We start from the raw sequence: 22,014 nt of genomic DNA on the forward strand, positions 1-22,014 counted from the left end.
CACCCGTCGATGACCGAAACCACGACGACGACCCGGGCCGGGGCCGGGATCCGGGGCTTTCGCGCGGGCGACGGCCCGCGGCTGGTGGAGGCATGGCGCAGGAGCGCGCCCGCCGACCCCATCACCCCGGACCGCTTCCGCTCGCTGGTGCTGCTCGACCCCAACTTCGATCCGGAGGGGCTCAGGGTCGCCGTCGACGGCGACCAGGTCGTCGGCGCCGCCTACGCGGTGCGCCGGCTGACCCCGATGGCCGGCACCGACCTGGAGCCGGACCAGGGCTGGATCCCGTTCTTCTTCGTCGACCCGGCCGCCCGCGGGCGCGGCCTCGGCCGCCGGCTGCTCACCGAAGCCCTCGACTGGCTGCACGGTCACGGCCGTACCCGGGTGGACTTCTCCTCGTACACCCCGAACTACGTCTTTCCCGGCCTGGACGCCGAGGCCTATCCGGAGGCGGCCGGACTCCTCGACTCCCTGGGGTTCCGCACGCTGTACGAGGCGGCGGCGATGGACCGGGTCCTGGTCGGCTACCGCCTCCCGGACGAGATCGCGCGCAGGGTCGGCGAACTGACGGCGCGCGGCTTCCGGTTCACCACCCCGGCCGACGACGACCTGGTGGATCTGCTCGCGCTCGCCGGGACCCGTTTCGGACCTGACTGGGCGTGCACGATCCGGGCGTGTCTGACGGCGGGCACCCCGCTCGACCGGATCGTCGTCGCCCGGGACCCCGGAGGCCGCATGGTCGGCTGGGCGATGCACGGCGCGTTCGACGCGGTGGACGAGCGGTTCGGACCGATCGGGGTGCTGGAGGAGATGCGCGGCACCGGACTCGGCGAGGTCCTCCTCCACCTGGTCCTGGAGCGGATGCGGGCCCTGCGGGCGCACTCCGCGTGGTTCCTGTGGACCGGCGCCCAGTCCCCGGCCGGCCACCTCTACCGCAAGACCGGCTTCACCACGACCCGGGTGTTCCGCGTACTGCGCCGGGAGGACACCACCCCATGACACCGCCACCCCTACCGGACGGACCGGACGGACCGGACGGACCCGACGGACCGGTCGGCCTTGACCGCCTTGACCGCCTTGAGCCGACACCGCGCACCGGCCGCAACCGCCTGAGCCGTCGCCGCCTCGCGCTCGCGCTGCCCCCGGCGCTGCTGGCCGCCGGCTGCGCCGCGCCGCATCAGGGCACCGGGCGGCCCGGTGACCCGATCGTCCTCACCCTGCTCTCCCACTACGCGAGCGGGGAGCTGAAGAAGGCACTCCAGGGCCCGGTGGACGAGTGGAACGCCACGCACGACCGAGTCAAGGTGGTGACCAAGGCCGTCGAGTTCACCGACCTGCTGACCACCATCATGGTCCGGCAGGCGGCGGGCCAGGGCACCGACATCCTCCACCCGTACTGCCTGTGGAACGGCCAGCTCGTGCGGGCCGGTGTGCTGCGGCCCGCGCCGCCCGGGCACGCGAAGGAGATCCGACGCGGTTACGGCGAGGCCGCGGCGGGCGCCGCCTCCGTGGCGGGCGAGGTCTACGGCTACCCCACCGAGATGCAGACCTACGCCCTCTACTACAACAAGCGGCTGCTGCGCGAGGCCGGCGTCCAGGGCCCGCCGCGCACCTGGCGGGAGCTGGAGGACACCGCCTACCGGACCGCACGGCAGGACCGGTACGGCAACACGCTCGTCCAGGGGTTCGGGCTGTCGGACTTCGACGACTCGACCACCGTGGGCCAGACCCTCGCGCTGCTCAACGCCGCCGGCGGACGGTTCGTCTCCGCGGACGGCCGGAGCACCGCCATCGACTCACCGGCCGGGCGGGCCGTGTTCGATCTGGAGCACCGGCTCGTCGCGAGGGGTGCGAGCGCCCCCGGCGTCAACGTCTACAAGGCGTTCGCTTCGGGGCAGGTGGCCATGGTGATCAGCGCCGGGTGGTGGACCACGAACCTGAAGGGCCTGATGGGCAGGGACTACCGGGACGTCGGTGTCGCCCCCGTGCCCCTCCCGGCGGCGGGCGGCGAGCGGGCCACGCTCTCCACCGGCTTCATGCTCGGGGTCAACGCGGCCGGCGAACACCCGCAGCAGGCCTGGGAGTTCCTGCGCTGGCTCAACGCCGAGAAGGTGAACGGCGCGACCCGGATGAGCGCCCTGCAGGCGTCGGTCGGCTCGCTGACCGGGCGCGCCGACGACATGCGCACCCTGCTCGGCGCGGGCGGCGACCCGAACCTGCACCCGTTCCTGGACGCGCTGGCGTACGCCGTGCCCGAGCCGAACGTGCCCGGCGCCCAGCAGGCCAAGTCCCTGCTGCGCAAGAACATCGAGGCCCTGTGGACCGGTCAGCAGACCGTCGACGAGGCCCTGCGCACCACCCGCCGTCAGGTCGACCAGGAGGTGTCGCGGTCATGGTGAACGCCACCCTGGCACCGGAGACGACCGAACGGGCGACGCGCGACGAGCCCGCCGTCGGCCTCCGCGCCCGCGACCGGCACCGGCGCCGCCAAGCCGTCGTCGCCTACCTCTTCCTGGCGCCGACCCTGCTGTTCTACGCCGTCTTCCTGCTCCTGCCGCTCGGCTTCGCGCTGCTGCTGTCCACGTCCCACTGGGCGGGCTTCGACCTGGGCGACATCGACCCGGCCGGCCTGGACAACTTCGCCGCCCTCTTCGCGGACGGTTCGACGTTCCTGACGCCGATCCTCGTCAACACCCTGCTGTTCGCCCTGGGCACCGTGGTGCTCGCGCTCACCGGGTCGGTGCTCGTCGCCACCTGCATCGACAAGCTGCGGTTCCAGGGGCTCTGGCGCACCCTGTACTTCCTGCCGATCGTCACGACCGTCGTCGCCGTCGGCAACGTCTGGAAGTACATGTACGAGCCGGGCGGCCTCGTCAACGGCGTCCTCAACGCCGTCGGCCTCGGCTCGACGGCCTTCCTCCAGGACCCGGACACCGCGCTGCCCGCGGTGGTGGTCGTCCAGGCCTGGGCCTCCGTCGGCTCGGCCATCCTCGTGCTGACCGCCGGGCTGAAGTCCATCCCCGAGTCGTACTACGAGGCCGCCGCCCTCGATGGCGCCGGCCCCGTCACCGTCTTCTGGCGGATCACCCTGCCGCTGCTGCGGCCGTCCCTGCTGTTCGTGTGCGTCACCCAGTTCCTCACCGGACTCCAGTCGTTCGCGCTGATCATCGTGATGACCAAGGGCGGCCCCGGGGACGCGACGAACGTGGCCGCCCTCGAGATGTACCGGCAGGCCTTCTCCTACGGCGACTGGGGTACCGCCAGCGCCGCCGCCTTCGTGCTGTTCACGGTGGTCCTCGCGGTCACCCTGGTCCAGTTGTGGTTGTTCCGGCGCAAGGGGGAGGACGCGTGATCCGCCGCCGTTTCCCGTGGCTGTCGTATCTGCTGGTCGTCACCGGCGCGGTGCTCACCGTGGTGCCGTTCGCCGACATGCTGATGACGTCCTTCAAGGGACCGGGCGAGGCCGGCACCCTGCCGTACCGGTTCCTGCCCGAGGTGTTCGACCTGTCCAACTACCGGGCGGCGATCCACCAGCTCGATCTCCCGGTGCTCTTCCGCAACAGCGTCGTCGCCACGGGCCTGATCACCGGGTCGGTGCTGTTCACCTCGTCGCTGGCCGGCTACGCGCTCGCCAAACTCCGCTTCCCGGGCCGGGACCTGGTCTTCCGGCTCGTGCTGTCGACGATGATGTTCCCGCCGTTCCTCTTCTTCATCCCGCACTTCCTGATCCTGGTGCACTGGCCGCTGGCGGGCGGCAACGACCTGCTCGGGCGCGGCGGCGCGGGGCTGACCGTCAGCATCGTGGCGCTCGCCATGCCGTTCCTCGTCAGCAGCTTCGGGATCTTCCTGATGCGGCAGTTCATGGTGTCGATCCCGGACGAGGTCCTGGAGGCGGCGCGCATCGACGGCGCCGGCGAGTTCACCGTGTGGTGGCGGATCGTCCTCCCGCAGACCAAGCCGGTCCTGGTCACCCTCGGCCTGCTGACCTTCGTCGACGCCTGGAACGAGTACATCTGGGCGCTGCTCGTCTCGACCGCCAACCCTGGTGTGATGACCCTGCCCGTCGGCATCCAGCTCCTGCAGGACTACGTCGACCCGACCCGCACGCTGCCGATCGTCATGGCCGGTCTCGTCCTGAGCATCCTGCCGGTGCTGGTCCTCTTCCTGCTGCTGCAGAAGTACTACATCCGGGGCGTGATGCTGAGCGGCCTCAAGTAGGCGTCGAGGAGCAGGCGCCGACTGTTGGTCTGAACCATTGACATGTACGTGAACCGGGGCCTTCAATGCAGAACACGTGCACATGTCAATCTGCGGTCACGCCCGAGGAAGGTCCTCGCATGATCACCCCCCACTCGCACATATCCTGGCCCCGTACCCTGCTGAGACTGTTCGCGCTGGTCGCCGTGGTGCTGGGCGTCCAGGCGGGGCCCGTATCCAGCGCCCGCGCCGCCACCACCGTCAACGTGATCGCCTTCTACGACGGCACCTACGACGCGGCACACATCAGCTTCGACCACGAGGCCAACACCTGGTTCCCGCAGGCCGGTGCGGCCAACGGCTTCACCTACACGGCGACCACGGACTGGAGCCGGCTCAACGCCGCGACCCTCGCCGGCTACCAGGTCGTCATGTTCCTCGACGACTACCCGCACACCGCCTCCCAGCAGGCGGCCTTCCAGACGTACATGGCGGGCGGCGGCGGTTTCATCGGCTTCCACGTGTCGGCGTACAACGACGACACCAGTGACTGGCCCTGGTACCACAACACGTTCCTCGGCACCGGCACCTTCAGGAGCAACACCTGGGGGCCGACGCAGGAGACACTGCAGATCGACGACCCCTCGCACCCGGCGACCGCGAACCTCCCGTCCACCATCACGTCCTCGGTCAGCGAGTGGTACAGCTGGCAGAACGACCTGCGGCAGAACCCGGCCATCGACATCCTCGCCTCGATGGCCCCCTCGACCTTCCCGATCGGCACCGACCCCAACCAGACCTGGTACAGCGGCTATTACCCGATCGTCTGGTCCAACCGCACCTACAGGATGGTCTACAACAACTTCGGCCACAACGCGATGGACTACGCGACCAACACCACCCTGTCGTCCACGTTCGCGAGCGCCCAGCAGAACCAGCTCCTGCTGCAGGAGATCAAGTGGGCCGCCGGCCAGTCCGGCCCGGTCACCCCGCCCACGACCACCACCGGCCCGATCCACGGCTACGGCGGCAAATGCGTGGACATCGCGGGCGCGGCCACCGCCAACGGCACCGCGGTGCAGCTCTACGACTGCAACGGCACCGCCGCGCAGAACTGGACGGTCTCCAGTACCGGGACGCTCACCGCGCTCGGCAAGTGCATGGACGTCACCGGGGCCGGCACCGCCAACGGCACCAAGGTCCAGCTGTACGACTGCAACGGCTCCCGCTCGCAGGTCTGGCAGGCGGGCTCGAACGGCTCCCTGGTCAACCCGCAGTCGGGCAAGTGCCTCGACGCCACCGGCCCCAGTTCGGCCAACGGCACCCGGCTGCAGATCTGGACCTGCTCCGCAGCCGCCAACCAGAGCTGGACGCTGCCGTCCTGAGCCACCGGCAGGGTCCTGTACGACGCCGGCGTGCCGCTGCCCGGCAGCACGCCGGCGACGGGAGACGGCGACCCTTCCGGACGGTCAGGTAAGGGTTCGCACCGGTGTTCCGGCGCTCCACGCGGCGATGTCCTCGACCGCGTCCCGGTAGAACACCTCGTACAGATCCCGGCTCACATAGCCGATGTGCGGGGTGACCACGGCGTTCGGCAGCGAACGCAGAGGGTGATCGGCGGGCAGCGGTTCGCGGTCGAAGACGTCCAGCGCCGCCGAGGCGATCCGCTTCTCGGTGAGCGCCGTGATCAGTGCCGTCTCGTCCACCACGGGGCCACGCGAGGTGTTCACCAGGATCGCCGTCGATTTCATGAGGTCCAGTTCGCGCCGGCCGACCAGCCCCCGGGTCCGCCCGCTGAGCACGACGTGAATGCTCAGCACGTCGGAGCGCCTGAACAACTCGTCCCGCGCCACGTGTTCCGCTCCTTTCGCCGCCGCGTCCGCGGGCGTCAGATTCTGGCTCCAGGCGATGGTCCGCATGCCGAAGGCACGCCCGATCTCCGCCACCGCCGTCCCCAGCCGGCCGAGGCCCAGCACTCCCAGCGTCGCGCCCCGCAGACTCGTCCCCAGGCCCTGCTGCCAGCCGCCCCGGCGGACGGAGTCCACCTGCTGCGGGATCAGCCGGGCCGCGGAAAGGATCAGCCCCCAGGTGAGTTCGACCGTCGGGTAGGAGAAATACCCGGTGCCGCAGACGGTGACGTCCGCTCGGCGTGCGGCGTCCACGTCGATCGCCGCGTTGACCGGCCCGGTGGTGACCAGCAGCTTCAGACGGGGCAACGCGCTCAGGGTCGAGGACGGGAACGGCGTCCGCTCCCGCATCGCCACCACGACGTCGTACCCGGCGAGCGCCGCCACGACCTCCCCCTCGTTCGCGAAGGGGTCGGTGAAGACCTCCACCTCGGCGTCGAGCGAGTCCCAGTCGGCCAGGCCGAGCGCCACGCTCTGGTAGTCGTCCAGGATCGCGATCCTCATGGGGGTTCCTCTCGCTGCCGGTGCCTTCACGTTCGCACAGTGAATGCGCGACGGTCGTGATCGTGGACGGTACCGGCCGACGCGTCAGCCGACCGGGCCCGGGCGGTGAGATCGGTCAGGTCCGGGACGGCGAAGAACGGCACCGCGAGGAACACGATGTCCGCCTCCGCCGCCTGGTCGGGAACCTGATTCCGTCCGCTTCCTCGGTGTCGCCGACGTACTGCGCGGCCACGAAGCCCCCGGCGATGTCGACTGCTGACGAAGGCCTGGGCCGCCGAGTACGGGCCGAGGGGGGCCGGGTCCACGCGGTCCGCCTCGGCCCGATGTACACCGAGGGCACCGCCGCCCGGGGAGATGCCCTGAGACAGCTGGGCGAGACCACGGCGGCCGGACGCCGCCCGGGCACGGCCGAGGAGATCGCCGAGGCCATCATGTTCCTCGTCACCGGCCGGTCCAGCTACGACCACGGAGCGATCCTGCCGGTCGACGGAGGCCGGGTCGCCGTCCAGCCGGTCCGGGCACCGGGACCGGGGTCGCGGGGACTTCGCCGGTCGGACGAGCCCGCCGCGTGGCCGGTTCGGTGCGGGCGACGCTCCGTGGCGGCGCGACCGTGCGCGGGCGGGTCCGTACGGACTTTATGCTCGTCCGGAGCCGCGCGGCCCCGAAGGCCGGACGCGGCGGCCGTTCATGTCGTCACCGTCGGTACAGGGGACTCGTTGCGTACACGATTCGCCGTGCTCGGACCCGTCCGGGCCTGGCGCGGCGACACGGAACTGGTGCTGGGACCGCCCAAGGAGCGTGCGCTGCTCGCGCTGCTGCTGACCGCGGCCGGGCATCCGGTGGCCGTCCACGAGATAGTCGACGCGCTCTGGGGACAGGACCCGCCGGACACCGCCGTGAACGTCGTCCAGCGGCACATCGGCGCGCTGCGCCGGCTGCTCGAACCCGACCTCCCGGCCAGGGGCGAGTCCCGGTGGCTGGTGCGTGGCTCGGGCGGGTACCGCCTCGACGTCGACGCCGACTCCCTCGACCTGCTGCGCTTCCGGGCCCTGCGGCGCCAGGCCGACGAGGCGGCACAGGACGGGCAACCGGCCGCCGCCACCGAGCTGTTGATGGAGGCGCTGGCGCTGTGGCGCGGGCCCGCGGCCTCCGGGACATCGGCCGAGGTGCGGTCCCACCCCTCCTTCACCGCGCTCGACGACGAGCACCTGGCCGCCGTCAAGGAGGCCGCCGAACTCGCCCTGGAGGCCGGCGGCGGGCTGGGCGCACGGGTCCTGGTGACCCTGAGGCAGGCCGCGGCCCAGCACCCGCTGGACGAAGGACTCCAGGCCAGGCTCATCCTGGTGCTCGCGGCCACCGGGCACCAGGCCGAGGCACTGGACGTCCACCGCACCGTACGCACCCGGCTCGCCGACGAGTTGGGCGTCCAGCCGGGCCCCGAACTCCAGGCCGCCCACCAGCGCGTCCTCGGCCGTACCGCCACCCGGTCCGAGGGCACCGAACCGGCCGGGTCCGCCGCGGGCGCGGCCGGCCCGGCCGAGGCCGCGGCGGCAGCGCCGGCCCTCGCCGTCGCTGTCACCGTGCGCCCCGCCCAACTGCCCGTGGACCTCGCTGCCTTCACCGGCCGGCGCAGCGAACTCGCGCGCGTCCGGGACCTGTTGCCCAGCGGCGACGAACAGCCGTCGACGGTGGTGATCAGCGCCATCGGCGGCATGGCCGGCGTCGGCAAGACCACCCTGGCCGTGCACTGGGCGCACAGCGTCGCCGACCGTTTCCCCGACGGGCAGCTTTACGTCAATCTCCGCGGCTTCCACCCCACCGGCTCCCTCATGAGCGCGGCGGAGGCGATCCGGTCCTTCCTCGACGCGTTCGGCGTCCCCGCGCAACGCCTCCCCGCGGGCCTGGACGCCCAGGCCGCGCTGTACCGCAGCCTCCTCGCCGACCGGCGCGTCCTCATCGTCCTCGACAACGCCCGGGACACCGAGCACGTCCGCCCCCTGCTGCCCGGCGCGCCCGGCTGCATGGTCGTCGTCACCAGCCGCAACCAGCTCTACGGCCTGGTGGCCGGCGAGGGCGCGCACTTCCTGAGCCTGGACGTGCTCAGCGAGGCGGACGCGCACGCGTTCCTGTCCCGCCGCCTCGGCGCCGAACGCGTCGCCCGTGAACCCGACGCCGTCGCGGAGATCATCGCCCTGTGCGGCCGCCTCCCGCTGGCACTGGCCGTGGTCGGCGCCCGCGCGGTCGTCAACCCGACGTTCCCGCTCGCGTCCGTCGCCGAGGAACTCCGCGACAGCGAGGACAGCCTCGACGCGTTCGCCGGGGAGGCGCCCGTCGCGGACGCACGCAGCGCGTTCTCCTGGTCGTACCAACTGCTCACGCCCGCCGCCGCCCGCGTCTTCCGGCTGCTGGCCCTGCACCCGGGCCCCGACTGCTCGGTGGCCGCCGTCGCCAGCCTGGCCGGGCAGCGGATCGGCCAGGTACGGCCGCTGCTCGCCGAGTTGGTCCGCGCCCACCTGCTCACCGAGCCCGTACCCGGCCGCTACGGCTGCCACGAACTGCTCCGCGCCTACGCCGGCGAACTGGGCCGGGCCCAGGACGGCGCGCAGGACCTGGACACGGCCCGGCGCCGCCTGCTCGGCCACTACCTGCACACCGTGCACGCGGCCGACACCGTCATCGCCCCCACCCGGGAACGCCTCCGGCTGCGCCCGCACGCCACCGGGGTGACCGTCCCACGCCTGCCCGACCGGGCGGCCGCGAACGGCTGGCTGGAGACGAACCGGTCCGTCGTGCTCGCCGCGATCGAGCAGGACGCGCGGGACGGCAGCGGTGAGTTCAGCTGGCAGCTGGCCGCGACCCTGGACCTGTACCTGGACCGCGCGGGCCGCTGGCAGGAGCAACTCTCCGCGCAGGCCACGGCCCTGGGCGCCGCCCAGCGGCTGGGCGACATCCGCGGCCAGGCGCACGGGCACAAGGCGCTGGGGTTCGCCAACGGCCGCCTGGACCGGTGGGACGAGGCGGACGCCCACCTCGCCCGCGCCCTCGAACTGTTCGGCGAGACCGGCGACGCGATGGGCCAGGGCCGGGTCCACCGCCACTTCGCCTACCTGGCCAACCGGCGCGGACGGCACACGGAGGCCCTCCGCCACTACGCCGACGCGAGCAGCCTCTACCGTGCCGTCGGCTGGCACAGCGGCGAGGCGTACGTCGCCAACGAGGTGGGCTGGACGCACATCCTGACCGGCGCCTACGAGGACGCCCTCAAGGAGTGCGCCCGGGCGCTCGCGGCCCACCAGGTGTCCGGTGACCGCAACGGCGCCGCCTCCGCCTGGGACAGCCTCGGCTACGCCCACCACCACCTGCACGCACACGCCCGGGCGCTCGAATGCTACGAACAGGCCCTGCTGCTGTACCGGGAGAGCCGCGACCGCTACCTGGAGGCCGACACCCTGGTGCACATCGGCGACACCCACCGCGCGGCCCGCGACGACACCCGGGCCGCGCTCGCCTGGCGCGAGGCACTCGGCATCCTCGAAGAGATCGACCATCCGGAGGCCGCGGACCTCCGCGCGCGACTGAACGAACTCGGAACAGCGGATCCGGCGGTCCGTCAGTAAACCGTCAGAGTTCCGGAAGCGGGCCCTGCCTACGCTCCCCGTTCCGCTCCGACCGGAGCGGGAGGTGCGTACGGCATTCCCGTCAGGAACCCGAAGATGACCACGACCACGCACGCGCGCCCCGCGTCGGGCGCGCAGCGGGACCAGTTGCTGCACACGATGATGACCGACCACGCGAAGGCCCTGCTCGCCTACGCGGAGAAGCTCCTGAACGACCGTCACACGGCGGAGGACATCGTCCAGGAGACCCTCATCCGCGCCTGGCCGCACGCGGAACGCCTCTACAGCACGGAGGGGTCGGTGCGCGGCTGGCTCCTCAAGGTCACCCGCAACCTCGTCGTCGACCGGATGCGCAGCGCCGCCGCCCGGCACGAGACCATCGGCGCCGACGACCGGGACGTGCCGCTGCCCGACCACTCCGGTGCCGTGCTGGCCTCGGTCGAGGCGAGGGACCTGCTGCGGCAGCTGTCCCCCGAGCACCGGGAGGTCCTGCTGCACACCTACCTGTGCGGCCGGACCGCCCAGGAGACGGCGGCCTTCCTCGGCATACCGGCCGGGACCGTCAAGTCCCGCCGGCACTACGCCCTCAGCACCCTGCGCGCCAAGGCCGGCCAAGACCGCGCCCCGGATCTCACCCCGGACCTCACGCCGGAACGGTGAGCCGGACATCCAGCACCGGGATGTCGACATGGCCGTCGGCGTCGGTGTGCCAGCGCCAGTGCGCGCCGTTCGCCTCGCCGCAGACCAGTCCGGTCCAGCCCGCACCGCCCGGTCCGCACAGGGCGGCCAGCTCGGCCGACGCCGGCCCGTCCGGGCTCCCGGCCACCACGACCAGCCCCCGTACCGGCCTGCGCGAGGCACCGGCGCGCACCGTCCCCCGCCCCTCGGCGGGCGCCGCCGGGGCCGGGGTGTCGACCCGGGGCAGCTGACGCAGCCCCGTCGGCACCGCGACCGGCAGGGCACCGTCCGCCCCGCGCAGCACGGTCACCGGAGTGTCGGGGCGGGTCCGCGCGATCTCGGCCAGCAGGTTCTGTACGACGTCCCGGGCCACCGCCCGGTCCCCGCTCACGCTGAGCACCCCGTCCAGCCGGCTGAGGTCCACGAACACCGGCTCGCCGTCGGCATCCGTGCCCGCCCGCACCAGGCAGGCCGCGCCGATCGAGGCCTGGGACGTCGCCCCGGTGTCCTCGCCGCGGGTCAGCCAGCCGGTGGCGGCCGCGGGACGGCGCCAGCGGGTGCCGTCGAGGTTCGTCCACGGGGCGTCGGCCGTGTCGGCGGCCGTCAGCCACACCGTGACCCCCGTGCCGTCCACCCGCAGCGCGTGCACCGGCCGTTCCGGCTGCTGCCGGGTGGGCCCGAACTCGCCGAGGGTGCCGTAGGCCCGTCGTACCGAATCCGCGTCGGTGGCGAACCGGCGGCCCGTCGCCTGGCGCTGCGTCAGCCGGCGCCTGCGCCGCATCGGTTCGCCGAGCCGGCGCACGGCGCGGCGGACGGCGGCGTACGCGGTCCGCACCTTGCGCCTGCCGACGATTCCGGCGGTGATCAGCGCCAGCAGGATCGTGCCGAGCACCGCGACGGCCGCGGCCAGCGGAAAGGTGAACGTCGCGGAGGACCGCTGTCCGGACGCCGGGGGAGCGGAGGTGGCGCCGCCCTGGGCCCCGGTGTCCCGGGCCAGTTGCACATCGGGTCCCGAGGCGTCCTGCGGCAGCCGCAGGATCCAGCCGGGGTGCAGCTGGTCGTCCGGGCTGTTCAGGGCCCCGCCGTCCTTCTGCGCCTGACCGCGGTTGAGGGCGAGGATCTCACCGGACCGCGAGGCGTCGCCCAGCGTGGCGCCGGCGATCGACTGCAGGGTGGCGAGCTGACCGCCCGTCCGCGCCGGGTCCGGGACCACGAACACCTTGATCAGATCGTCGTCGGGGGCCGCGTGCGCGGCGGCGGCACCGCCCAGCGCCACGAGGCACGCCGCCAGCAGCGCCACCAGGGCGCGCAGAAGTGTGCGTACCGCGGGGGTCGCCGGCCCGGGCCCGGACCCGTGGTCCGTGCTGCTGCTCATCCTGTCCACCCATGCCCTCTCTGGTTCCGTTGCACCGACTACACGGAGCCGCCCGGTGAAAGAGTTCGAAGCGGACCGGGCGCGCATCGGGTTGAACCCTTCGTGACACCGACCCCGTGTACCTGGCGAACCGCACTCACAGGCACCGGACCGGGGGACCCCAATGGCACGTCGGCACGCGAGTCCCGAGGACTTCCAGCTCGTCGGCATGGACTCGGACCCGACGCCCGGCGACCCCGACCTGATCCAGGGTGTGATGACGCGGTACCGGGACATCGGGGACGCCGCGGAGAAGGCGCTGAACGTCCTGAAGAAGGACGGCACGATCTCGCAGGGCCGCGGTTCGGCGATGGACCAGCTGAAGGAGAAGATCGGCGACGATCTCCCCGACAAGCTGACCAAGACCATGACCTCCTACCACGACGCGGCCCAGGCCTACAGCGACTACATGCCGAAGCTGCGCGAGGCGCAGGACACCTTCGACCGGGCGGTGGACCAGGCGCGGTCCGCCGCACCGCAGGCGAACCAGGCGCCCAAGCAGCTCAGCGCGAACCCCACGGACCAGGAGAAGTCCGAGGCACGCAGCACCCAGGACGCCATCGACACCGGCAAGTCCGAGCTGAACGCGGCCAAGAGCCTGGCCGAACAGGCGAAGTCGATGCGGGAGAGCGCGCAGCGCCAGTGCGCCGACGTGCTGGACCGGGCCGCGCAGGAGGCGATTCCGGAGCGGAACATCTTCCAGAAGATCGCCGACTTCTTCAAGGACTTCCCGTTCGTCCAGATCCTGCTGGCCGCGCTCGTCGCCGTCGTGGCGGTGTTCTTCCCGGTGGTGGGTGCGCTGCTGGCGGGCGCGCTGTTCGTCTTCAATCAAGTGATAGCCAGTCAGACCGGCGGTATCAAAGCCGGTGACTTCATCGTGGGTCTGCTCGGGATCGTCCCCGGCGGCTCCCTGCTCAAGCTCGGCGGCCGGGCGGTCGAGGCGATCGCCCCCGCCGCGGTGGCCGCGGTGAAGAACTCCGGGTTCATCGCCAAGAGCACCGGCTCGATCACCAAGATCGGGGAGTCCGTCACCAACAGCAAGATCGTGAGCGGTGTCCTCGCCAACCCCGTCGGCAAGGTGGGCGCGGAGGTCATCGGCAACTTCCTGAAGAACTCGGCGCTGGAGGCGGGCGCCAAGGCGGCCAACCACGACCAGATCACCCCTGCGGGCGTGTTCGCGGGGGCCGCGGCCGGAGCGGTGGCCGGCGCCGCCTTCAAGGGCGGCATCGGCAGCATCGGGAAGAGGCGCGGCAATCCGCCGGTCGAGGAGGGCAAGGGCGGCCGGTTCGGCGACACCACGGCACCGGCGGCCGGGGACACCGTGGGCAAGCGGGCCGCGGACCAGGTCGGCGGCTTCGTCGAGGAGGGCGCCACCCTCGGCACCAAGATCGGCGTGGGCGTCGCCCAGGGCGGCGACCTCAACGAGGTCGCGGCCGGCGAGATCGCCAACTCCGCCCCGAAGCTCGGCGCGGGCCCGGTCGGAAAGGCCGGCCTCGGCCGCTCGATCGACGGCATCGCCGACAAGATCCCCATCAAGGGCAGCCCCAGGCCGTCGACCGGACCCGCGAACACACCGGCCCCCGCGCCGGACTCCGGGCACGGGCCGGCCGGGGCGCAGCCGTCGGTGCCGGACCCCGCACACACGCCTGCCGGTGCCCACCCGGCTCCGGTGGCTCCGGCGGATCCGGCGAGTGTGCCGGTTCCGGCGTCTCCGACGGGTTCGCGGCCGTCCACTCCGGCCCCGGTGGATCCCGTGAGTGTGCCGCTGCCGTCCACCCCGACCTCCGCGCACCCGTCGTCACCGAACTCCGGCGACGCGACGCCGCCCTCGCCCACCACCCCGGACAGCGGTTCCTCCCCGGGGCGCCCGACGCTCGCGCCCATCGACACGTCCGGCTCGCAGTCGAACGCCGGCAGCGAGTCGCCGTCCCCGTCCTCGGCCTCGTCATCGTCCTCGTCCGGCGACGGGTTCGTCACCGCGCCGACGAGCCCCGTGGACAGTCCGGGCACCGGCGGCGGCTGACCGCCGCCGGCCGTCCGCACACCCAGTCCTCCGTCCCCGACCGGGACGGATCGCACCGACAACCAGCAAGGAGTACTCCCATGCCCAACTACGCCGTCAACTCCGACACCACCTCGTCCACTTCGCAGGCCCTGCTCGCCGACTTCTCCCAGCTCCAGGACAAGCTCAACGAGGTCAAGGGCAAGATCTCCAACCTGCTCGCCGACGGCTACAGCACGCCGGCCGCCCAGCAGAAGTTCTCGCCGTTCTTCGACGAGTTCGCCAAGGGCTTCGACCAGGTCAACCAGGGTCTCCAGGGGATCGGCCAGTACGTGAAGTCCGTCGGTGAGGCCTTCGACCAGACCGACAGCCAGCTCGGCTCCAACCTGTCCTGACCCACCGGCCCGGCCGCCGCCACGGCGGGCGGTGCCGCACCCACCTCCACACGAGAAGGACGATGAGCAGTGCGATTGACCGTCAGCGTGCGTGACCCTGAGGTCGAGGGGGTGTCCGCCACCGTCGCCGTGGAAACCGAACCGTCCGCGCAGACGGGCAGGTTCGCGGCCGAGCTGGCACGGGCCGTCGGGTATGCCGGAGCGGCCGCGGGGGAGCCGCCCCTGTACATCGGCGCGACCCCCGTCGACCCGCACACCACCCTCCAGGGCGCCGGGGTGCGGGACGGCATGGACCTCGGGCTCGGCGCCCCTCTGCCGAGGGAGCCCGAGCCCGAGGGCCGCACCGAGGTCCGGCTGGTGTCGGGCCCCGGCGCCGGAACCGTCTTCCGGCTCGTCCCCGGCGACTACGACATCGGCAGCGGCCCGCTGTGCCGGATCCGGCTCGCCGACGGCGCCCCGCCGCTCGCCGCCCGGGTCCGGGTCCGTCTCGACGGCGGCGCCGAACTCCTCATGGCGAACGGTGCGTTGGTCGACGGCAAGCCCGCTCAGGGGCCCGCCCCGTGGCGGGAGGGCAGCCAGCTCGCCGTCGGCGACATCCTGCTGGAGCTGACCTCACGCCCGACGGCCCGCGCCCCGCTGACCCCGGCCCAGGACGGTCTCGGCCTGGAGTTCAACCGGCCGCCGAGGTTCCTGCCGCCCGCCGCCGGCGCCAAGTTCCGGCTGCCCGCCCCGCCGGTCAAGCCCGACAAGCGGCCCATCCCGCTGCTGCCGATCCTGCTGCTGCCCGCGGGCAGCGCGGCGATCGCCATCTTCGTCACCCACCGCTGGTCCTTCGTCTTCATCGCCCTGCTCTCCCCGATCGCGGCCCTGGTCACCCAGTTCGGCGGCCGGAAGCAGGCGATGCTCAAGTACCTGGAGAAGAAGGAGGAGTACGACGGGACGCTGGCCCGGGTCCGCGCGGACATCGACGCGGCCGTGCTGGAGGAACAGCACAACCTGCGGCTGTCGCTGCCCGATCCGGCGACGCTCCTCCAGATGGCCGTCCAGCCCTCGGAGCGGCTGTGGGAACGCCGTTGGCAGGACCCCGACTTCCTCGCGATGCGGGTCGGCACCACCGACCTGCCCTCGTCGGTGAGCGTCGACGACCCGGAGCAGGACGAGCACCGGCGCGGCACCGTGCCCTGGCTGAACCAGGTGCCGGTCTCCGTGGCGCTGCGCCGGGCCGGTGTCGCGGGTGTCGCCGGACCGGGCGCCACCCGGCTCGCCGGCTGGCTGACCGCCCAGGCCGCCGCCCTGCACAGCCCCGCCGACCTGCGGATCGTCGTCCTCGCCGGACCCGACGGCGAACACGACTGGTCCTGGACCCGCTGGCTGCCCCACAGCCAGGCCCAGGGCGAGGACGCCTACGCCCTCATCGGCAGCACCGCCGAGTCCCTCGCCCGGCGCATCGGCGAACTCGGCCAGCTCGTCGCCGCCCGCACGGCCGCCGGACCCGACGTCACCCGCGGCGGGGCGAACGGCTACCCCGACATCCTGGTCGTCCTCGAACAGGCCCGCCGGGCCCGCTCGCTGCCCGGCGTGATCGCCCTCCTGCGGGACGGCCCCTCCGTCGGCGTCCACACCCTCTGCATCGACCGCGAGGAGCGGCTGCTGCCCGAGGAGTGCGGCGCCGTCGTCGTCACCGAACCGGGCGCCACCACCTCCCGGGTGCGCACCGGCTCCGGCGCCGCCCTGGAGAACGTGCGCAGCGACTCGCCGGAGGCCGACTGGTACGAGCACTTCGCCCGCGCCCTGGCCCCGCTGCGCGGTGTCGGCGACAGCGACGAGAGCGCGCTGCCCGGCTCCGTACGCCTGCTGGACCTGCTGCACATCGAACCGCCCACCGCCGAGGCCGTGGTGGCCGGCTGGTCGCTCGGCGGCCGCAGCACCCGGGCGCTGCTCGGCGTCGGCTACGACGGCGAGTTCGCCGTCGACCTGGTCCGCGACGGCCCGCACGCCCTCATCGCCGGCACCACCGGCGCCGGCAAGTCCGAGCTGCTGCAGACCCTCGTCGCCACCCTCGCCGTGGTCAACCGGCCCGACGAGATGACGTTCGTGCTCGTCGACTACAAGGGCGGCAGCGCCTTCGCCGAATGCGCCGACCTGCCGCACACCGTCGGTCTGGTCACCGACCTCGACACCCGGCTCGTGGAGCGGGCGCTGGTCTCCCTCGGCGCCGAACTGCGCCGCCGGGAAACCCAGTTGGCGCAGGCGAGCGCCAAGGACATCGAGGACTACCTCGACAAGCGCGCCCGCGGCGGCAACGTGCTGCCCCCGCTGCCCCGACTGCTGCTGGTCATCGACGAGTTCGCCTCCATGGCCCGCGAACTGCCCGAGTTCATCTCCGGGTTGGTCAACATCGCGCAGCGCGGCCGCTCGCTCGGCATCCACCTGGTGCTGGCCACCCAGCGGCCCGGCGGCGCGGTCACCCCGGACATCCGCGCCAACACCAACCTGCGGATCGCGCTGCGCACCACCGACACCAGCGAGAGCCGCGACATCATCGACGCCCCCGACTCAGGGGACATCTCCCCGGCCAACCCCGGCCGCGCCTACGCCCGGCTCGGGCCCTCGGCCCTGCTGCCGTTCCAGGCGGGCCGGGTCGGCGGCCGTCGTCCCGGCGGCCAGGCCGCCGAGGGCACCGAGGTGGCCGTCCGCGCCGAACCGGTGACCTGGCAGAACCTCGGCGGGCCGCTGCCGGCCGCCCGCTCCCGAGGCGGCTCGGGCGGGGCGCGGACCGAGGCCGTCACCGACCTCGCGGTGCTCGCGGGAGCCGTCGCCCAGGCGTCCCGCCTCGCCGACGTCCCCCGCCAGCCCAGCCCCTGGCTGCCGCCGCTGCCCGGCCTGCTGCCGTGGACCCCGCCGCCCGCGCCCAAGCCCGCCGCCGAGCGGGAGGCGGCCCTGCCCGCCGTCGAGTACGGACTGGTCGACCTGCCCGCCCAGCAGACCCGCGTCCCCCTGGTCCTCGACCTCGATCGGGCCGGTCATCTGCACATCGTCGGCTCGCCCCGCAGCGGCCGCTCGCAGACCCTGCGCACCCTGGCCGCCGCCCTCGGCCAGGCCCACGGCGCCGACGACGTCCACCTGTACGGCATCGACTGCGGCAACGGCGCGCTCAACGCCCTGACCGCGCTGCCGCACTGCGGAGCCGTCGTCGACCGCAACCAGATCGAGCGACTCGGCCGGCTCCTGGACCGCCTCGGCGCCGAACTCACCGCCCGCCAGAGTATCCTGGGCGCACGCGGCACGGCCGACCTGACCGAACTGCGCCGGGCCCAGCCCGCCGAGGAACGGCTCGCCCACATCGTGCTGATGGTGGACCGCTTCGAGGTCTTCGAGCGCGAGTTCACCGCCTACGACAACGGCAGCTACATGGAACGCATGATCCGGCTGCTGCGCGACGGAGCGGGCGTCGGCATCCATGTCGTCCTCGCCGGTGACCGGGTGCTCGGCAGCAGCCGGTTCTCCGGCACCACCGAGGACAAGATCGTCCTCAGGCTCAACGACCGCCAGGACTACTCCAGCGTCGGCATCCCCTCCAAGTCCGCGCCCACCGACCCCGCGCCGGGGCGCGGCATCCGCACCCAGGACCTCAGCGAGGCCCAGATCGCGGTCCTCGGCGAGGACCTCGCCGGCAGCGCGCAGGCCGGGATCCTGGTCACCCTGGGACAGGAGCTGACCGAACGCGAGGCCGCGGTGCCCGCCGCCCGGCGCCCGATCCGGCTCGACGTCCTGCCCGACCGGATCGCCTACGCCGACGCGCTCGCCCTGCACACCCGCGGCGGGCCGATGCGTCCGCTGGTCGCCGTCGGCGGGGACACCCTCACCTCGCTCGGCCCCGACCTGGCGGACGTACCGACCTTCGTGATCGCCGGTCCGCCGCGCACCGGCCGCAGCACCGCGCTGCTCGCTGCCGCGGAGTCGCTCCTCGCCGCCGGGACCGGCCTCATCGTGCTGGCGCCCCGCCGCTCGCCGCTGCGGCAGCTGCGGGGCAGGCCCGGGGTGGCCGTCGTCATCACCGACGCCGAGGTGCCCGCGCAGGAGTTCCGGCAGGCGCTGGGCAACGTGCCCGAGGAGAACGGGGTGATCGTCGTGGACGACGCCGAACTGTTCATGGGATCCGAGATCGACCCCGACCTCGCGCTGCTCGCCCGGGGCGGCGCCGGAACCGGCTGGGGCGTCCTCGCGGCCGGCAACGCCGAGTCGCTGTCGCTCAGCCTGGCCGGCTGGATGGGCCAGGTGAAGCGCAACCGCACCGGCATGCTGCTCTCCCCGCAGGGGCTGAGCGACGGCGAGGTCATCGGCGTGAAGCTGAGCCGGGGCGTCGTCGGACAGGCCCCGCAGCCCGGCCGGGGCCTGCTGCACCTGGGCGACGGCACCCTGCGGGCGGTCCAGGTGCCGCTCCTGGAAACCCTGGAGACCGACGCGGCGGGCCGGTGAGGCCCGGCTTTGAGACCGGGCCCGTGAGACGGGGCCTGTGAGACGGGGCCTGTGAGACGGGGCTTCTGAGACAGGGAGGCGCACCCCGCCCCCGTCGGGGTGTGCCTCCCGTCCGCTCCCCGGGTCCGGCACGGCGGCCGGACCCGGGGAGCGGAGAAGGGCGGCCGGACCGTGGGGGTCCGGCCGCCCTTCGGGCTTTCGTGCGGCGGGTCAGGCGGCCACGCCGTCGGTCCGGTCGCCGTCCGGGGGGACCTGGACACCGTCGTCCGTGACGAACCGGAACGTGCTGGTGATGGCGTCGAAGAGGTCGTACACCTCGCTCTTCAGCGGCAGGTTGGGGCTGGCGAGGGTGACCACGAGGAAGTCCTCGGCGCTGCCCGGCACCGGCATCATCGTGTGCATGGTCAGCAGCTTGACGTCGATGTCCCCGGTCAGCCGGGTCACCTCGGTGCCGGTCACCCGGGCCACCGTGCCCACGTGCGGCACGCGGGCCGAGGCGATGACCCGGTCCCTGGGCGCCACGCCGGTCGCCGAGGAGACCCCGAGCCGGGCGGACAGCACGGGCAGCGTGAGCTCCTCGCCCTCGGGCGTGCTCACGGCGAAGACCATGCCGTAGGCCATGAACAGGCCCTCCGTGTACATCGTCGCCGTGCCCGCGGCCAGCAGCGCCCCGTACCGGCGGGCCGCCCGGGTCACCTCCCGGCCCTGCCGGAACATGTCGTTGATCCGTGCCTTCTCCCGCGGGTCCTCGGTCGAGGCGAGCGCCTGGGCGCGGGTCCTGGCGAGTTCCTCGCCGCTCAGGTCCACCTGCTGCCACTGGTCCGGGATGTCCAGCAGAAATCGTTGTGCGGTGCTCATCGGTCGGCCGTCGCCTTCGGGGGAAGTGGTGGACAAGTCGGGGGATGCGCCGGGGACTTCACCGGCCGCTGCCGTCGTCGAGGTTGGACACCGCGTCCCGGTCGGTCTTCTCGAAGGAGTCCAGGATGGTGCCGATGGCGTCCTTGATGCCCTGCACCTGCTTCTGCAGCTGGTGCTTGCCGTCCTCCCACTTGTTCTCGAAGTTCTGTGCGGAGCCGTGGGAGAGCTCGGGCCCGAACGCGGCATCGAAGTCGAACGTGTGGTGTCCGATGTCGATGAAGTCGTGCACGAAGCCCAGCATGTCCTGGGCCTCCTTGAGCTCACTCCCGGGGATGTTGACGTCCGACGCCACTGCGGGCCCCCGTTCCTGTGCGGTGAGGATTCGTCTCTGCCGGGAACACGATGGCGGCGGCGGAAAACGTTCACCCCGGCGGGCGTCCGCACGGCTCCGGCACGGCTCCCGCACGGCGCTGAACCCTTCCGGGGGTCCGTCTCGTGTTGCAGGCATGACCTCGCTCTTCACCCGGCCGCCGCTGCCCGGCGGTGCCGCGCGCCGTGCCGTCGTCGCCTCCGTACTCGCCCTGTGCGGCGCGGCGAGCCTGACGGCCTGCGGCAAGACGATCTCCATCGGCGACAGTTCGCCCCCGGCCACCTCGTCCGCCGCGGCGGCCTCCCCGTCGGCCACCCAGTCCGCCTCGGGCGCGGGCAACTCGGCGCTGCAGGTGGTCGACTCCACCGCGCAGGACGCCGGACTCAGCGGCAACGGCGGCACGGTGGTCGGAGCGGCGGTGCAGGAAGCGCCGCCCAAGTGGGTGCAGTTGTCCGCGGTGACCTCGGCCGACCTGTCCGCGGCGCACCTCATCAACATCAACCAGGCCGCGCTGTACCGCTTCGACGACGACACCGCCGCCCCGTCGCAGTCGAACTGCACCGGCGCCTGCGCGGCGAAGTGGCCGCCCGTGACCATCCAGGAGGGCGGCAACGTCTATCTGGCGGGCGTGAACCCCAAGCAGGTCGGAGCCATCCGCCGCCCGGACGGCCAGGTCCAGATCACCGTGGGTGGCCGGCCCGTGTACCGCTTCTCGGGCGACAGCAGGCCCGGCGACCTCAACGGCCAGGGCGTGGACGGCAAGTGGTTCGCGGTCGGCCCGACCGGGGAGAAGGCGACCCGGTAGCGGGCGTGCCCCGCACGGCGTCGCCCGCCCCGGGCCGGTGCCCGCACCGCGGGGTCCGCTACAGCCCGCGCCAGACGTTGTCGAAGGCCGCGTCCTCGATCTCCCGGCGCTGCCGCACGGCGGCCAGCTCGGTCACGGCGTCGCTGACGGCGGCCACCACCGTCACGGTCGCGTCGGAGGCGGCGCTCGCCAGGTCCTTGGCCGCCTCGTCCTGGATGCCCACGGCGGCGGCCAGCGCGGCGAGCACCGGCTCGCCCGACGTCCAGCGTTCGTGCGCCCGGGCCCGCTCCGGCGAGTCGGCCAGCGTCGTCCGCTCGGTCGGCAGCGGCAGCCAGCGCCGCCGCTCCCGGGCCACCGTGCCCGCCGTCTCCAGCTCGGTGAGGTAGGCGGCGGCCAGGCCGCGGCCCCGGCGCCACAGCCAGTCCTCGACCGACTCGTGCGGGGTCTCCCGCTTCAGCGCCGCCACCGCCTCGTCGAGCAGCCGGTCACCCGCCTCGCCCCGGGAGGCGGGCACGATGAGGTCGCCGTCCAGGGCGACGGCCCCGGTACCGGCGAGGTCGACCAGTTCGGCTCCCGCCAGCGCCAGCGAGAGGTCCCCCTGCTCGACGGGCCGGCCGGCGGCGTCGTACACGGCGACGATGAACAGGTCCCGGGGTGTGGTCATGTCGGACTCCCCAACGAAGACGGCGGCGGCACCAGAGATACCAGGGGTATCAGAAGTACCAGAGGTATCAGGGCAACAGCGGCATGCAGGAGAACGATGCCCCGTCGGCCGCCGGACAGTCTCC

Annotated in this window: 16 protein-coding genes and 1 pseudogene; 12 read left to right on the forward strand and 5 right to left on the reverse strand. The window is 73.0% G+C overall.

The features are described 5' to 3' along the window. Nucleotides 1-9: 9 nt before the first annotated feature. From ACIPSJ_RS39755 to ACIPSJ_RS39775, 5 genes are all read left to right on the forward strand, one after another. Nucleotides 10-999: a GNAT family N-acetyltransferase gene (locus tag ACIPSJ_RS39755; RefSeq protein WP_401353146.1), complete on the forward strand. Its 990-nt coding sequence runs from the start codon at nucleotides 10-12 to the stop codon at nucleotides 997-999. Beyond that, nucleotides 996-2,399: an extracellular solute-binding protein gene (locus ACIPSJ_RS39760; RefSeq protein WP_401353148.1), complete on the forward strand. Its 1,404-nt coding sequence runs from the start codon at nucleotides 996-998 to the stop codon at nucleotides 2,397-2,399. Before ACIPSJ_RS39755 ends, ACIPSJ_RS39760 begins: the two co-directional genes overlap by 4 nt. Beyond that, nucleotides 2,393-3,352, forward strand: coding sequence for a carbohydrate ABC transporter permease (locus ACIPSJ_RS39765; protein ID WP_401353150.1), 960 nt, complete (start codon nucleotides 2,393-2,395; stop codon nucleotides 3,350-3,352). Before ACIPSJ_RS39760 ends, ACIPSJ_RS39765 begins: the two co-directional genes overlap by 7 nt. Continuing rightward, nucleotides 3,349-4,218 (forward strand): carbohydrate ABC transporter permease, encoded by an 870-nt coding sequence (locus ACIPSJ_RS39770; protein WP_401353152.1) that lies wholly within the window; start codon nucleotides 3,349-3,351, stop codon nucleotides 4,216-4,218. The genes ACIPSJ_RS39765 and ACIPSJ_RS39770 overlap by 4 nt, the downstream gene beginning before the upstream one ends. A gap of 119 nt (nucleotides 4,219-4,337) precedes the next feature. Then, the gene (locus ACIPSJ_RS39775; protein ID WP_401353154.1) at nucleotides 4,338-5,582 is read left to right on the forward strand and encodes a ThuA domain-containing protein; all 1,245 of its coding nucleotides are present in this window, start codon (nucleotides 4,338-4,340) and stop codon (nucleotides 5,580-5,582) included. 84 nt (nucleotides 5,583-5,666) lie between these two features. Here ACIPSJ_RS39775 and ACIPSJ_RS39780 read toward each other — a convergent pair whose 3' ends face one another. Next, entirely contained in the window at nucleotides 5,667-6,608 is a 942-nt protein-coding gene (locus tag ACIPSJ_RS39780; RefSeq protein WP_401353156.1) for a D-2-hydroxyacid dehydrogenase family protein, read from the reverse strand. 245 nt (nucleotides 6,609-6,853) lie between these two features. Between ACIPSJ_RS39780 and ACIPSJ_RS39785 the strand changes: the two are divergent. The 3 genes and pseudogenes from ACIPSJ_RS39785 to ACIPSJ_RS39795 form a co-directional block, all read left to right on the forward strand. Beyond that, a pseudogene (locus tag ACIPSJ_RS39785) lies at nucleotides 6,854-7,090 on the forward strand (SDR family oxidoreductase); the annotation flags it as partial. A gap of 252 nt (nucleotides 7,091-7,342) precedes the next feature. After that, nucleotides 7,343-10,225 carry an AfsR/SARP family transcriptional regulator gene (locus ACIPSJ_RS39790; protein ID WP_401354034.1) on the forward strand — a complete coding sequence of 961 codons (2,883 nt, stop codon included), beginning with the start codon at nucleotides 7,343-7,345 and terminating at the stop codon, nucleotides 10,223-10,225. 96 nt (nucleotides 10,226-10,321) lie between these two features. Beyond that, a complete protein-coding gene (locus tag ACIPSJ_RS39795) occupies nucleotides 10,322-10,885 on the forward strand; it encodes a sigma-70 family RNA polymerase sigma factor (protein ID WP_401353158.1) in 564 nt (187 codons plus the stop codon). Here the strand turns inward: ACIPSJ_RS39795 and ACIPSJ_RS39800 are convergent. Next, nucleotides 10,869-12,278: a hypothetical protein gene (locus ACIPSJ_RS39800; RefSeq protein ID WP_401353160.1), complete on the reverse strand. Its 1,410-nt coding sequence runs from the start codon at nucleotides 12,276-12,278 to the stop codon at nucleotides 10,869-10,871. The two genes, ACIPSJ_RS39795 and ACIPSJ_RS39800, sit on opposite strands and share 17 nt — an antisense overlap. Before the next feature lie 163 nt (nucleotides 12,279-12,441). Between ACIPSJ_RS39800 and ACIPSJ_RS39805 the strand changes: the two genes are divergently transcribed. The 3 genes from ACIPSJ_RS39805 to ACIPSJ_RS39815 all read left to right on the forward strand — a co-directional run bounded on the left by ACIPSJ_RS39805 (nucleotide 12,442) and on the right by ACIPSJ_RS39815 (nucleotide 19,193). After that, entirely contained in the window at nucleotides 12,442-14,340 is a 1,899-nt protein-coding gene (locus ACIPSJ_RS39805; protein WP_401353162.1) for a putative T7SS-secreted protein, read from the forward strand. Nucleotides 14,341-14,420: 80 nt separating this feature from the next. Then, nucleotides 14,421-14,714, forward strand: coding sequence for a WXG100 family type VII secretion target (locus tag ACIPSJ_RS39810; RefSeq protein ID WP_359214592.1), 294 nt, complete (start codon nucleotides 14,421-14,423; stop codon nucleotides 14,712-14,714). A 75-nt stretch (nucleotides 14,715-14,789) separates the two neighbouring features. Beyond that, on the forward strand, nucleotides 14,790-19,193 hold the full coding sequence (locus tag ACIPSJ_RS39815) for an FtsK/SpoIIIE domain-containing protein (protein ID WP_401354036.1): 4,404 nt from the start codon (nucleotides 14,790-14,792) through the stop codon (nucleotides 19,191-19,193). 210 nt (nucleotides 19,194-19,403) lie between these two features. On the opposite strand, the gene ACIPSJ_RS39820 is transcribed toward ACIPSJ_RS39815, so the two are convergent. Continuing rightward, nucleotides 19,404-20,051 (reverse strand): hypothetical protein, encoded by a 648-nt coding sequence (locus ACIPSJ_RS39820; RefSeq protein WP_359226028.1) that lies wholly within the window; start codon nucleotides 20,049-20,051, stop codon nucleotides 19,404-19,406. 58 nt (nucleotides 20,052-20,109) lie between these two features. Continuing rightward, a complete protein-coding gene (locus ACIPSJ_RS39825) occupies nucleotides 20,110-20,403 on the reverse strand; it encodes a hypothetical protein (protein ID WP_401353165.1) in 294 nt (97 codons plus the stop codon). A gap of 154 nt (nucleotides 20,404-20,557) precedes the next feature. Between ACIPSJ_RS39825 and ACIPSJ_RS39830 the strand changes: the two genes are divergently transcribed. Then, nucleotides 20,558-21,226, forward strand: a complete 669-nt coding sequence (locus ACIPSJ_RS39830) for a hypothetical protein (RefSeq protein ID WP_359226030.1) — start codon at nucleotides 20,558-20,560, stop codon at nucleotides 21,224-21,226. A 58-nt stretch (nucleotides 21,227-21,284) separates the two neighbouring features. Here the strand turns inward: ACIPSJ_RS39830 and ACIPSJ_RS39835 are convergent, their stop codons facing one another. Beyond that, nucleotides 21,285-21,890 carry a GPP34 family phosphoprotein gene (locus ACIPSJ_RS39835; protein ID WP_401353167.1) on the reverse strand — a complete coding sequence of 202 codons (606 nt, stop codon included), beginning with the start codon at nucleotides 21,888-21,890 and terminating at the stop codon, nucleotides 21,285-21,287. Nucleotides 21,891-22,014: the final 124 nt, after the last annotated feature.

The sequence above is a fragment of the Streptomyces sp. NPDC090088 genome, from assembly GCF_044747345.1.
Lineage (GTDB): Bacteria > Actinomycetota > Actinomycetes > Streptomycetales > Streptomycetaceae > Streptomyces.

Bases quoted from the DNA above. Each gene is read 5' to 3' on its own strand.
- ACIPSJ_RS39755 (WP_401353146.1), top strand. From the start codon at position 10: ATGACCGAAACCACGACGACGACCCGGGCCGGGGCCGGGATCCGGGGC.
- ACIPSJ_RS39760 (WP_401353148.1), top strand. From the start codon at position 996: ATGACACCGCCACCCCTACCGGACGGACCGGACGGACCGGACGGACCC.
- ACIPSJ_RS39765 (WP_401353150.1), top strand. From the start codon at position 2,393: ATGGTGAACGCCACCCTGGCACCGGAGACGACCGAACGGGCGACGCGC.
- ACIPSJ_RS39775 (WP_401353154.1), top strand. From the start codon at position 4,338: ATGATCACCCCCCACTCGCACATATCCTGGCCCCGTACCCTGCTGAGA.
- ACIPSJ_RS39780 (WP_401353156.1), bottom strand. From the start codon at position 6,608: ATGAGGATCGCGATCCTGGACGACTACCAGAGCGTGGCGCTCGGCCTG.
- ACIPSJ_RS39795 (WP_401353158.1), top strand. From the start codon at position 10,322: ATGACCACGACCACGCACGCGCGCCCCGCGTCGGGCGCGCAGCGGGAC.
- ACIPSJ_RS39800 (WP_401353160.1), bottom strand. From the start codon at position 12,278: ATGAGCAGCAGCACGGACCACGGGTCCGGGCCCGGGCCGGCGACCCCC.
- ACIPSJ_RS39805 (WP_401353162.1), top strand. From the start codon at position 12,442: ATGGCACGTCGGCACGCGAGTCCCGAGGACTTCCAGCTCGTCGGCATG.
- ACIPSJ_RS39810 (WP_359214592.1), top strand. From the start codon at position 14,421: ATGCCCAACTACGCCGTCAACTCCGACACCACCTCGTCCACTTCGCAG.
- ACIPSJ_RS39820 (WP_359226028.1), bottom strand. From the start codon at position 20,051: ATGAGCACCGCACAACGATTTCTGCTGGACATCCCGGACCAGTGGCAG.
- ACIPSJ_RS39830 (WP_359226030.1), top strand. From the start codon at position 20,558: ATGACCTCGCTCTTCACCCGGCCGCCGCTGCCCGGCGGTGCCGCGCGC.
- ACIPSJ_RS39835 (WP_401353167.1), bottom strand. From the start codon at position 21,890: ATGACCACACCCCGGGACCTGTTCATCGTCGCCGTGTACGACGCCGCC.